11 protein-coding genes are annotated in these 12,840 nt (G+C 59.7%); all 11 read right to left on the bottom strand.

Going from position 1 to position 12,840, the window contains the following annotated elements:
* Positions 1-29: 29 nt before the first annotated feature.
* A complete protein-coding gene (locus tag ABAC402_RS23855; protein ID WP_023448174.1) occupies positions 30-383 on the bottom strand; it encodes a glyoxalase superfamily protein in 354 nt (117 codons plus the stop codon).
* A gap of 76 nt (positions 384-459) precedes the next feature.
* Complete coding sequence (dxs, locus tag ABAC402_RS23850; protein WP_031235142.1) at positions 460-2,379, bottom strand: 1-deoxy-D-xylulose-5-phosphate synthase; 1,920 nt, start codon at positions 2,377-2,379, stop codon at positions 460-462.
* 34 nt (positions 2,380-2,413) lie between these two features.
* On the bottom strand, positions 2,414-3,325 hold the full coding sequence (locus ABAC402_RS23845) for a polyprenyl synthetase family protein (RefSeq protein WP_023448172.1): 912 nt from the start codon (positions 3,323-3,325) through the stop codon (positions 2,414-2,416).
* Positions 3,326-3,470: 145 nt separating this feature from the next.
* Positions 3,471-3,722 (bottom strand): exodeoxyribonuclease VII small subunit, encoded by a 252-nt coding sequence (locus ABAC402_RS23840; protein WP_023448171.1) that lies wholly within the window; start codon positions 3,720-3,722, stop codon positions 3,471-3,473.
* Positions 3,719-4,357, bottom strand: a complete 639-nt coding sequence (locus ABAC402_RS23835) for a histidine phosphatase family protein (protein WP_023448170.1) — start codon at positions 4,355-4,357, stop codon at positions 3,719-3,721. The genes ABAC402_RS23840 and ABAC402_RS23835 overlap by 4 nt, the downstream gene beginning before the upstream one ends.
* A gap of 151 nt (positions 4,358-4,508) precedes the next feature.
* Positions 4,509-4,676 (bottom strand): hypothetical protein, encoded by a 168-nt coding sequence (locus ABAC402_RS40090; RefSeq protein WP_023448169.1) that lies wholly within the window; start codon positions 4,674-4,676, stop codon positions 4,509-4,511.
* Positions 4,677-4,832: 156 nt separating this feature from the next.
* Positions 4,833-6,074 (bottom strand): cyclopropane-fatty-acyl-phospholipid synthase family protein, encoded by a 1,242-nt coding sequence (locus ABAC402_RS23830; protein WP_235079902.1) that lies wholly within the window; start codon positions 6,072-6,074, stop codon positions 4,833-4,835.
* A gap of 245 nt (positions 6,075-6,319) precedes the next feature.
* Positions 6,320-6,517: a hypothetical protein gene (locus ABAC402_RS23825; RefSeq protein ID WP_023448167.1), complete on the bottom strand. Its 198-nt coding sequence runs from the start codon at positions 6,515-6,517 to the stop codon at positions 6,320-6,322.
* Between the two features lie 158 nt (positions 6,518-6,675).
* Complete coding sequence (locus tag ABAC402_RS23820) at positions 6,676-7,611, bottom strand: calcium-binding protein (protein ID WP_023448166.1); 936 nt, start codon at positions 7,609-7,611, stop codon at positions 6,676-6,678.
* Positions 7,612-7,945: 334 nt separating this feature from the next.
* Positions 7,946-10,822, bottom strand: coding sequence for a TIM-barrel domain-containing protein (locus ABAC402_RS23815; RefSeq protein WP_235079901.1), 2,877 nt, complete (start codon positions 10,820-10,822; stop codon positions 7,946-7,948).
* A gap of 148 nt (positions 10,823-10,970) precedes the next feature.
* Positions 10,971-12,650 carry a DUF5597 domain-containing protein gene (locus ABAC402_RS23810; RefSeq protein ID WP_031235138.1) on the bottom strand — a complete coding sequence of 560 codons (1,680 nt, stop codon included), beginning with the start codon at positions 12,648-12,650 and terminating at the stop codon, positions 10,971-10,973.
* Positions 12,651-12,840: the final 190 nt, after the last annotated feature.

Genomic DNA, 12,840 nt, shown 5'->3' with positions numbered 1-12,840 from the left:
ACGACGGCGCTCCTTGCGGGGCGTCGTTTCTATTCGCCGAGATCGTGGCCGAAACTGATCTGGTTGCCGTCCGTATCGCGCAGAATGAAATCGCGCATCCGGTAGAGTTGATCCATCGGTGGCTGAATGGCGATGATACCTTTCGCGGTGATTTGGGCGTAATAGGCGTCGACAGCGTCGCAGACCACATAGACGGTTCCGCCGCCGAGCGGACGGCCGTTGTCCCGGTTTTCGGCCAAGTGCAAACCAATCTCGCCCAGCCTCAATCCGACATAGGTGTCGAAGCGGAATTCCTCATCGAACCCCAGCCCATCACGGTAGAACTTCAAGGCCTGATCTAGATCGGAAACGTGGAAAACCGGGGATATGCTCAAAGTACGCATGTTACGTCCCTAACAAGAACCAGGCCGAAGGGGTCGGATGCGTCAGCCACTCAAAGCTTGGTTCACGCGCTAACCATCACCCCTTGACCAGCTTGGCGGCCAGGACATCCTCCAGCCCCAATGCCCGCACCGCGGTCACTACGATGCCCGCCGCATCCAGTCCGGCTTCGGCGTATTGGTTCACCTGGCTGTTCTGGTCCTGATAGACGTCCGGCAAGGTCAGGGTGCGGATCTTAAGTCCACCATCGAGCGCCCCGGCCCCGGCCAGATATTGCAGCACGAAGCCGCCAAAGCCTCCGACCGCGCCTTCCTCGATCGTGATCAGGCATTCATGGTGCTTGGCAAGTTGCAGGATCAGCTCTGTATCCAGCGGCTTGGCGAAGCGGGCATCGGCCACGGTCGTCGACAGGCCGCGCGCCGCCAGCATATCAGCCGCCTTCAGAGCCTCCTGCAAGCGCGCCCCGAGCGACAGGATGGCGACCGTGGAACCTTCGCGAACGATCCGGCCCTTGCCGATAGCCAAGGGTTCGGCCACTTCGGGGATCGAGACGCCGACGCCGTCCCCGCGCGGATAGCGGAAGGCGCACGGCCCCTCGTTATAGGCCGTCGCCGTGGCGATCATCGCCGCCAGTTCGGCCTCATCGGACGCCGCCATGATCATCATCTGCGGCAAGGCGCCAAGATAGCCGATATCAAACGAACCGGCATGGGTGGCGCCATCAGCCCCGACCAGGCCGGCGCGGTCGATAGCAAAACGCACCGGCAGGTTTTGCAGCGACACGTCGTGGGCAACCTGATCGTAGCCGCGTTGCAAAAAGGTCGAATAGATGGCGCAGAACGGCTTCATGCCCTCGGCGGCGAGGCCGGCGGCAAAGGTCACGGCGTGTTGTTCAGCGATACCAACGTCGTAGCACCGCGTCGGGAAAACCTCGGCGAACCGGTCGAGCCCGGTGCCCGATGGCATGGCTGCGGTGATAGCGACGATACGGTCGTCGGCTTTCGCCTGCTTGATCAGTTCCGAAGCGAACACCTCGGTGTAGCTGGGGGCGTTGGACTTGGGCCGCGACTGTTCGCCGGTGATGACGTCGAACTTGGCAACACCGTGATACTTGTCGACAGCGTTCTCGGCGTGTTCGTAGCCCTTGCCCTTTTGCGTCACGACGTGGACCAGGACCGGACGGTCGCGGATCTCGCGCACCCGCTTCAGTACGGCGCACAGATGCTCCATATTGTGGCCGTCGATCGGGCCGACATAGTAGAACCCCAACTCCTCGAAGAAGGTCCCGCCCGTGACATAGGTGCGGGAGAACTCTTCCGACTTGCGCACCAGTTCAAAGATCGACCTTGGCAGGCGCTCAGCCACGCTCTTGCCCCACCGCCGCACCGCCTGGTAGGCACCGCCGGAGACCAGGTTGGCGAGATAGGCGCTCATCCCGCCGACCGGGGGTGCGATCGACATGTCGTTGTCATTGAGAATGACGGTCAGGTTTTTGGTCGTCTCGGCGGCATTGTTCATCGCCTCATAGGCCATGCCGGCCGACATCGAGCCGTCGCCAATAACCGCAATGACCTTGTGGTCCTGGCCCTTTTGATCGCGGGCGGCACAGAACCCCAGCGCGGCCGAGATCGATGTCGCGGCATGGGCGGCGCCGAACGGATCGTACGGACTTTCCGAACGCTTGGTGAAACCGGACAGACCTCCGCCCTGGCGGAGACTGCGGATACGGTCACGCCGGCCGGTCAGCAATTTGTGCGGATAGCACTGATGGCCGACATCCCAGATCAGAATATCGCGCGGCGTCTCGAAGACGTGGTGCAAGGCCACCGTCAGTTCGACCACGCCCAGCGCCGAGCCGAGATGGCCGCCGGTCTTGGATACGACATCGATGGTTTCGGCGCGCACCTCGTCGGCCAGCGCCTTGACCTGGGTGGGACTTAGGCGGCGGATATCCTGCGGTTCATGCAGGCTGTCGAGAACAGGAGTTTCAGGGGGCAAATCAGCCAACCGTTTCACACGCAACGAACCGCGTTCAATTGCGCCGGTTCAGAACAAAGTCAACACATTCACGCAAGTATCGCGCTTTTCCGCCGAAAATATCAAGACGAGACTTGGCCTGATCCGACAATATTTTGACGCGGCTCTTGGCCTCATCCAGCCCCAGCAGGGTGACGAAGTTGGTCTTGCCCCTGGCCGCGTCCTTGCCCGAGGCCGCCTTGCCCATTTCCTCAGCATCGCCTTCGATATCGAGGACGTCGTCGGCAATCTGGTAGGCCAGGCCCAGGTCCTGGGCAAAGTGGGTCATGACCATGCCTTCGCGTTCGGAGACGTCCGCAACGACCAGGGGAATCTGGAAGGCGTAGACGATCAGGGCGCCGGTCTTCATCCGCTGCATCCGGGCGACGCCACCCAGGTCGTCATGGACACCGACCAGGTCAATCATCTGGCCGCCGGCCATGCCCTGCGCCCCGGCCGCCTGGGCCAGCATGCGCACGAGTTCGCAACGCACCAAAGGATCGTCGTGGGTGTCCTCGCTGGCTATGATCTCAAAGGCAACGCTTTGCAGGGCGTCACCGGCCAGGACAGCCGTGGCCTCGTCATAGGCACGATGCACCGTCAGCCGGCCGCGCCGCAGGTCATCGTCATCCATGCATGGCAGATCATCATGGACCAGGCTGTAGGCATGAATGCATTCCAGAGCGCAGGCGGCGCGCAGGACCGCGTTTTCGTCGGCGTCGAAAAGCCTTGCCGTTTCGAGGGCAAAAAATGGCCGCAGGCGCTTGCCTGGCCCCAGGGCGGCATAGCGCATGGCCTCGGTCAGCCGGCACTCGGGGCCGTCGCCGCGCGGCAGGAGCTGATCCAGCGCCATGGTAACCAGGTCGGCCGTCTCCGCCATGCGTTGCAGCAGCGGCGGCAGGTCGGTATTGGCGGCGACCGGAGTCATAGGCACCCTTCCGCGGTTAAGTTATGGCTCCGGGTTTCACGCTTGTGAAACGCGGTTGGGCCAATCGGCCGCCCGAGCGAACGCCTGCACTCAAGCAGCGAAGCGATAGCGCAAACAGAACGGCCTGCGTGGCGCATGAACGCCTCTAAGAAAAATCGGCGGGAACAACACCTTCAGGAACACCGGCCTTGCTCAGGGATATCTTTTCGACCTGCAGGCGGGCGGCTTCCAGCCGCGCTTCGCACAGGGCTTTCAGTTCCGCGCCACGCTCGTAGAGTTTCAAGGATTGCTCTAACGGAGCCTGACCGGATTCGAGTTCAGTGACAATTCGTTCAAGCTGTTTCAGCGCCTCTTCGAACGAGAGTTCAGGTGAGGAAAGGTTTGGCGTATCGCTCATCGAAGGTTCTTCCTCAGTTCGTAGCGGCGGCACCCCCAGTATTTGAACCCCTGCTCCACCGTCTTTATAAAGCCCATTTTCTTCAGTTCAAGGCTGATCATCAGGTTGAAATACCCGTGCGCCAGGACCAGGACATCGCCGCCTTCGCGGGCCTTCGCCACCAGGAAATCGGCGGCGACTTTGGCACGTTTTTCGGCCATGGCGCGGGTTTCTTCGGCGTCATGCAGGTCGCTATACCACCACCACAACCGCGACACCGTGCCCCACCCCCATGATTTCGGTGACAACTTGATCCAGGTCGGCAGATGTGGCGGTGGCAGGGGGGCCTCCACCAGGATTTCCAGGGGCTGAAATGAACGGCCATTGCACACGGCCTGGGCGGTTTCCATGGCCCGGCGCAGGGTCGACGAAAAGATAAAGCGCGCTTCGGTGACATAACGGTCGAGACAATGTGGCGGCGTCTGGCCCGCCAGCAACCCGCCTTGCTCGTATTTTGCCCACCAATCCTTGTAACCGCGCCAGTCCATGGTGTTGCGGCGTGACAGCGCCGGCTCGCCGTGGCGGACAAGCGTGATCGCGCCCATCGCCGGCATAGCGCTGGTGACACCCTGATCCTTGGCGACTGTGTCGTGCACCCGGCCCCCAAAATCGGCGGATCCGGTTGGATTCGCCTTTGGCGTTAAAACAGGGCCTGTTGGTAACGTTCCTTAACAGGCCGGGCAAGTGTTTTATAGCCTTGAGCCCCGTTCCGGGATCGGGAACAGGGTTCGACGCGTACCGCTTTTTCTACTTTTCACCCATGGCGTCCGCTATCCGGCACAGCTGGATAACGATCATGCCATGCATTTTCATCTGCCGCCGCTCCAGTTCCACGGGCGAGCCCGGCGCTGATGGAGGCGCTCCGTCTTTCAACAGTTCATGCACCTGGTGATAGATATCATCGATTTGTTTCATGTCCGCGCTCCCATACGGTGCGGTGCAGTCCTCGAGGACTTCCTGTTTCGCTTGTTATCAAGCGAGGACAAACGACCGCCAGCCTTCCGCATAAGAAAGCGTATAATGTAAGAATACAGTAAGGTTTGCGGGCCTCCGGGTTTCGCGGCGCCAATCCTAATCCGCCCTCTGTAACTCCAGATGCATGACATTGGTTCGTTCGGTGCGGAAGCCAGCCTCGCAATAGGCCAGGTAGAACAGCCACAACTTGCGGAACGAGGCATCAAAACCCTTGATACGCCCCTCTTTCCAGGCATCTTCAAAGCGCTGACCCCACTGTTTCAGGGTCTCGGCATAGTCGTGGCCGAACTTGAAGTCCGACACCATCTTCAGTCCGGCCGCCCGGGTCTGTTCAACCAGCTTTTGTGCCGAGGGCAGCATGCCGCCCGGGAAGACGTATTTCTGGATGAAGTCGGCACGTGTGCGATAGTCATCAAACATGTCGTCGGCGATGGTGATGATCTGCAAACCGGCCTTACCACCCTTTTTCAGGACGTCGTGCAGTTTGTCGAAATAGGTCTTCCAATAGGCCTCACCGACCGCTTCGAACATCTCGATAGAGACAACCGCGTCGTATTGCCCCTGGACGTCGCGATAATCCATGAGCTGGATATCGACCTTGTCCGACAGTCCCAACCGCTCCATACGCTCCATGGCGAACTCGCGCTGGGCCGGCGATATGGTCAGGCCAGTGACCCTGGCGCCGATCACCTCGGCGGCATATTGCGCGAACCCACCCCAGCCACAGCCGATTTCCAGCACGTGCTGGCCGGGCTTCAGGTCGACCAGACTGGCCAGCTTGGCATACTTGGCGTTCTGGGCGGCGCCCAGGTCCTTGTGCTCGCGAAAGCGGTCGCCACTGAACAGCGCCGACGAATAGGTCATGCTCTGGTCCAGCCATTGGTCGTAGAAATTGTTGCCCAGGTCGTAATGGGCAAAGATGTTGCGCTTACTGCCGTCCCTGGTGTTTTTGTTCAGACTGTGCAGCCAGTTGTTGATCGTCTGGATGATCTTGTTGCCGGTGAAGAGTTGGCCCAGATGCTCGCTGTTCAGGGTCAGCACCTCAAGCAGGGTCGCCAGATCCGGCGTGTCCCACTCGCCTTCGCGATAGCCATCGCAAAAACCGATATCTCCGGACGTCATGACGCGCTTCATGAAGTTGAAATCCCTGACCAGCAGAACGCCGGTTGGTCCGGGCGCCTTGCCCTGGACCAGCAAAGGGGCACCCGACGGCAGTACGACCTCCAGCGTGCCAAAGTGGAAGACGCGACGCAGGATTTCGACGCCCTTGCGCAGGTGAAACGGCAGGGCTTTCAGTTCGGTTTCGGGAGACATGGGAGCGGAGGCATCAGCGGACATGGTCGACCTTGGGCAGGAAGTTGAGTCTATTGTACGTCGGACCGCAGGAACTGGACGCGCGACCGGGCCTAAATTCCAAGACGCCTTGGCAAGGGCCCCCGCCCGCCGCCGCAGTCGCGGCGAGCCATGCGGCGTTTCGGCCAATTATGGCAAATCTTAACAGGAAAACAAGCCGCAGCGGTCTGCGATCAGGGCGATTTGTCCCTGGAGTATGTGGCCAACACCTCGAAAGCTTCGATCCGCGCTCAGGTCTGCGACAGTAATCCCTTGCGGTACAAGCCATTCCGGTAGCCCGGGCGCTCGCGGTGTGGCGAGCGGAAGTTCTTCCATATCCATGGAGACATGCCGCGCAAATTGCCGATCTGGTCCGCAATTTCCAACGTCTTGCGGTAATATTTCGCCTGGTAGTCCTCCGAGACCTTGTGCCTGGCCGTCGAGTTCACACCGCAATACCAGGCACGTGAAGGCGCTGGGTTGCAAGCCGGGCTATCCGGTACATTTCGCCACAAAGGCCCAACGCGCCTTAGCCCAATGCGCCTTAGAGCGGGATTTTGATTCCATCAAAATCCCGCTCCAGATTTCAACCCATCGACGTATAGTTCTAAAGAACAAAGAAATCGTTGGTGGACAACGAGGTTACGCCGGTGAGCGTTGCGATATGGATCGCAGCAACGCCACCAAGGCCATCCACATCAAACTTCAGCACGCCGTTGACGGAGTTGAAGAGGAATGTGGAGAGCCCCGCCTCGACAGCCACAGGCGCAACACCGACAATCAACTGAGCGTCAGAGATATTGCTGCCGATTGAGAACTGATTGCCGAACAGTGATCGTGTAACGCCGATATGGTCGCTGCCGATTTGGAAGTCGACAAAGACGTCTCTGTCCACAGCGAAACGTGACAGGATGAACTCATCTGCGTCGCCGCCACCCGACACGTAGTCGATACCCGCGCCGCCTGACAAGAAGTCGACGCCAAGACCGCCGTACAGGTAGTCCCTGTCGGCGCCTCCGGTCAGACGATCGTCCCCTTCGCCACCGGTAAGGCGATCCGAACCCGCATCGCCATTCAGCGTGTCCGTTCCGGCGTCGCCGAAGAGATAGTCCGCACCTTCACCACCGGTTGCCAGATCGTCCCCATCACCGCCATAGACCTTGTCAATGCCGGCACCGCCAAAAAGACTGTCTTCAGCCGTCCCGCCGTAAATCAGGTCATCGCCGTCACCGCCAGAGACAACGTCGGCACCGTCATCGCCATAGAGTTTGTCGTTACCGGCGCCTCCGTTAATCCGGTCATCGTCTTCTCCGCCGTAGATGCGGTCAATGCCGTTGCCACCGCTGAGATAATCCTTGCCCGCCGCTCCATAGAGAACGTCGTCACCCTCGACGCCGTACAAGGAGTCCCAGCCCTCTCCGCCCAGCACGGTATCGTTGCCATTTTGGCCGAAGAGGCGGTCGTTGCCTTTCAGACCTTCAATCCTGTCGGCAAGCGGAGTGCCCAGAATATAGTCATCGTTCTCGGTACCTAATATCAACATTTCAGTCTCCATATAAATAGAAGTTTATCTGTAAACGCATAGGCCCGTAAATATATGCGCGCTTGGTAAGAAATGTGATAATTGCGTCGAAAAGTTGGCGTGCGCAGTCAACGCGAAAGAAGAGTATCCATTTTTATCAACTCTATATTTGGCATTAATGACACGTTCATTTTGCGTTCATAAAATGTAGAAGAAGTTGCTTGAGCGGGTAGCACAGACCCTGGCTTATCCCAACCCTCGATGACCTGGACTCACCGCGGGTTGGTATTAATCAAAAAAACCGCACGCGCCGTCCGGCGCGTGCGGTCCATGCTCCCCCCCCACCAAAAAAAGCCTAGCGCTTCACCTTGACCGCCTTGCCGGTGTAGGCGACCTCGACCGCCTGGCTGTCCAGGGTCCCCGACGTCGACACACCCGGCGTGATAAAGCGCACCCGGAACGTCCGGCTTTCGATCATGCCCTGGTAGCTGCCGGTGCGATCGCCGATGGTCACTTCGCCGGTCTTGTCGTTGTAGGTTACCGGAATGCGCGAATAGGCGCCCTTGACGTAGGCGTTGGACACGCCATCGTCCTCGTACAGGCTGTAGCTGCCGTCGGCGCCGGTATAGATGGTGAAGGTCACCGGAGCGTCGGGCTTTTCGTTGTAGTACTGAATCACCGGGCCCATCGGCAGGATGGCGCCCGCCCGCACGAACAGCGGGATCTGGTCCAGCGGCGCGGCGACGTCGCGGGCCTGGCCGCCCTCGACCTTTTCGCCCGTATAGAAGTTATACCAGGCGGCGCCGGCCGGCAGATAGACACGGCGCGAGGTCGCCTTGAACTTGCTGACCGGCGCGACCAGGATCGACTTGCCGAACATGTAGGCGTCGTTGATGTTTTTCCCCTTGGCATCGCCAGGGAAATCAAGGGCAAAGCCGCGCATGATCGGAGCCGCTTCGTAATGGCTGTCGGCCGCCGCCGAATAGATATACGGCATCAGGCGATAGCGCAGTTCCAGGAACCACACCATGTTGGCGCGCATCGGCGAGCCGGCTGGCGAAATCTCATGAATTTCACGCTTCACGCCTTCACCATGCGAACGCATCAACGGCGAGAAGGTCCCGAACTGCCACCAGCGCTGGTTCAGCTCACGCCATTCCTTCAGGTCTTCGGCCGTACCGGTGCCCCCGGCGTTGCGGTTTTCCTGCAGACCGCCGACATCCGTCCCCTGGAAACGCGTTTCCTGGGCATAGCCACCGATGTCGTGCGTCCAGTTCGGCACGCCCGAGAAGCCCGTTTGCACACCGGCCGATATCTGGTCGAAGAGATTGTCCCAGGTGCCGACCACGTCGCCCGACCACAGGGCAGCCGCATTGCGCTGCACGCCGGCAAAGCCCGAGCGGGTTAAGATAAACTGACGCGTGTCCGGCTGATCGCGCTTCAGGCCGTCGTACATGGCCTGGGTGTTCATCAGCGCATAGGCGTTGTGAACGAGGGCGCCAGGTCCCATCTGGGTCGGCGTGATCAATTCGGCAAAGTCCTCCAGCCGCTGGTTGGAGTTCACGTCAGGCTCGGTATTGTCCATCCACCAGGCATCAATGCCCAACGGGATCAGGGTGTCCTTCAACTGGCGGTAATAGATGTCGCGCGCTTCCTGATTGTAGGGCGAATAGTGCGAATTGAGATAGCCCGGACCGACCCAGTCCCTGGAGCCGTTCTCGACATTCCTGGTCCACATGTAGCCCTTGCGCTCGAACTCCTTATAGTTGTCGGTATTGGCGTAGTACTTGCCCCAGATCGAGAACATGATGTTGGCATTCTGGGCGTGGACCTGATCGACCATGCCCTTCGGATCCGGGAAACGCTTGGCGTCGAAGGTATGGCTGCCCCACTGGTCTTCCGGCCAGTAGAACCAGTCCTGGACGATGTTGTCGATCGGCCACTTGTTGTCGCGATAGGTCTTCAGCACGCCCAGAAGCTGGTCCTGGGTTTCGTAGCGCTGACGCGACTGCCAGAAGCCGTAGGCCCACTTCGGCATCATCGGCGGGGTCCCGGTGACGTGGTGATAGCCGCCGATGACACCCTGGATCGAGTCCGACGCGATGAAGTAGTAGTTGAGCGCGGTGCCAGCTTCGGATGCCAGGCGCAGGGAGTGCTTGTCGGCATCAGGTTCCGGGTTGGAATGATGCAGCGAGATCATGCCGCCGGACGGTTCCCATTCCAGGTCGATCTTGACCGGTTTACCGGCTTCGAAGGTCTGCTCAAAATTATTGTACCAGCCGTTCCAGCCCATCCGCCAGACGCCATGGTCAAATATGGTCTTGCCATCCATCCTGAGCGTCGCATAGTCGGCCGAGAACAGCTTCATCTTATGGACGCCTGGCTTGTCAGAGGTCGCGGTGCCTTCCCAGACAACCTTGACCTTCTTGCCCTGGGTGGCTTCCTTGCTGAGCGCCGGGTCAGTCGGCCAGTATTCGGCCACGTCCTTGAGGAACTGATAGCGGACATCGGGCTCGATACGCGTCAGCACCAGTTTGCCATCGACATAGTAACGGGCGGTCAGGCCGGTCGAGCCATCGAGGGCGGTGAGCTTCAGATCGCGGCTGGCCAGACCGAAGCGGACCGGATTGCCGAAGCGGGTGACCGAGTTGTTGTCCCAAAGGATACCGTAATTCTTGTCGGAAACGACGAAGGGGATGCCGATATCCATATTGTGCTGGCGCAGCTCGACGTCTTCGCCGTTCAGGTTCATCTGGGCGTTCTGGTGCTGACCCAGTCCGTAGAAGGCCTCACCCGTGCCCTTGTTGAACTGGACAGCGGTTGCGACAAAGGGCTGGCCTTCGACCGTTACCGGCGTAATGCTGCTGCTGGCTTCCGTCAGGACGGCCTCGCCCTTGCCATTGAAGAAGGTCAGGTTGCCGTCGGTCAGGGAGACCTTGACCGACGCCTTGCCGGCCTTGAGCACGACAGTGCTACCGGCCTTCGATACGGTGAAGCCGCTGTTGACCGGCTCGGCGATCGACATCAGCGACGGGAGCTGTGTCCGTTTCGGGTCATCCAGCCCGACGACATGGATGATGTCGTCGCGGATGACCTCGAGGACGATTTCCTTTTCGGCGCCGCCGTCGGGCCGCACAATCACGCCGGTGGCGGTCTTTTCGAACGTGCCGGCCCAGGAGGAACCCGCACATACCATCATGGCCAGCGCCGAAACGGAGGCTAAAACCTTCATCTTCATCATCTCAACTCCCTGTTTATTGTGGACGCCTCCCTTGGTCGGCGCCAAAGCTCGCTCCCTCCTCTCCATCTTGATGGGGAGGTGGCGCGGCCGCCGCAGGCCGAAGGCCGTAGGCAAAGTCCGCGACGGAGGGGTATCTTTGTTACTTCTCAAACGTCGCTAAACGCACTTTAAACAGCCTGGCCTGGGCGAAGTTCAAACCATAATCCGTCTGGTCCCCGTTCCAGACACGCTCGAACACCCAGTTTCCCCTGGCATCGTAATGACCTTCCTCAACACGGTCGAGGATAAAACCTCTGGCCTTATTGGCCTCGCCTGCCCCGAACGAAATCCGTGCATGGTAGCCGGCCACCAGAAATTCGTTGTCCGACAACTTCGCCACCGCGACACCGCCGCTGGGCACGTCCGAACCTTCCGGATAGCCGTTCTTGTTGTCCGGGTCCCATTCCGGCATGCCGAACTCCCACTGGCGGTAGGTCACCCTGGCATTCCAGTTCGGTCCCAGATCCAGAGTCTGGGCCGAATGGTCGTCGGGTTCCGAGACGCCCCAGACCTGGCTTTCGAACGACAACTTCGGCCAGACCCGTTCCAGAGGGCGAAACAGGCTATAGAGTTCACCAAACGGCTTGACCATCTCGGGGCCGGTTTTGGTCGTCCCCAGCGGATAGTTGGAATAGCCGCTATAGTCGAAGCCGAACGGATCGAAGCCGATTCCCTGGCGACCCAGGACCGAGAAGATAAACCGGGCATAGGTCGGCTTGTTTCCGCTTTCCGCGACAAAGAGCGGGTTGTCCTTGCGAGCATAGAAGGCAAGCGTCGCTTCATAGCTCTGCGAGCCCGGCGAATACAGGTCCGGCGCGACGAAATCGATGTTCGGGGCCGCCGCCTGATAGACTTCGATGACATTATAGGTCGGCCCGCCCGATGCGTAGGAGCCCGGCGCCTGGTCCGGATTGAGCGGGTCCTTCAGGGCGGCGTTCATATAGGTCGGCAGGGGATAGACCGCCTTGCCGGCTGCGGCGATGTGGTCGACATAGGATGCGATCGACCAGGCGTGGAAGAATTCGTCGGCATCCTTGCCAAACACTTCGTTCCAGGTTCCTGCATTTTTGTTGAGGCGCGACAGAAGCGCCTGGGGCACAGGCTGGGCCATCAGCCCATTGGCCTTGGCGGAGTAGTCGCGCGCCGCGCCATACACCCCGACCTCATTCTGCGGCTGGATCATGATAACCGTGCGCTGGCTGCTGTCGATCGCCTTGATGTGCTCCATCATCTTCACATAGGCCCGCTTATCGGCCTCGCGCGTCGTCTCGTACAGCGGCGACAGGGCGTAGGACAGCGAGCCGTCCTTGTTGGTCAGGCGCGGGAAGCGCTTGTTGTCGGTCTTGACCCACGACGGCGTATAGCTTGGCCCCGTGTTCTTCCAGGTACCGAACCACAGAATGACCAACCGCACCTTGTTCTGCCGCGCCTGCGTGATCAGAGCATCGACAAAGCTGAAATCGAACTGGCCCTCGACCGGCTCGACCTGCTCCCACGCCACCGGCATGACCAGGGTATTGGCGTTCAGGTCCTTGATCGCCGGCCAGACATTTTTCAGCGCCGCCGGATAATTGCTGGAGTTGTTCGCCTGACCGCCAAGGATCAGGAACGGCGCACCATCGACCATGAGCGCGAACTTGCCATCCTTTTCAACCAATTCCGGGATCGGTTTGGAGGGCGCTGCCGTCTTCTTTGCCGCAGCCACCGCCATCGGCGCGGCCAAAATCAATGATAGCGCTAACACCACACCACAGATTCGCTTGCCTGTCGTCTGGATCATCCGAAGCTCCCTGTCCGCTCGCATATGGTGAAAAAACCAGATTTCCACCGGCTCTTTCCATATGTGCATTTTTTATCACTTGTGAAATATGTAATATAAAATTGTCAGCTTTACGGCAAGTCCAATTGACGCAACTTGTGTTATGGTCGTTTTTTTGTCACGTTCGCGCGCAGGTGCGCGAATCTGCGCC

The sequence above is a fragment of the Asticcacaulis sp. AC402 genome, from assembly GCF_000495835.1.
GTDB lineage: Bacteria > Pseudomonadota > Alphaproteobacteria > Caulobacterales > Caulobacteraceae > Asticcacaulis.
This window is presented reverse-complemented; position numbering and strand designations above follow the sequence as displayed.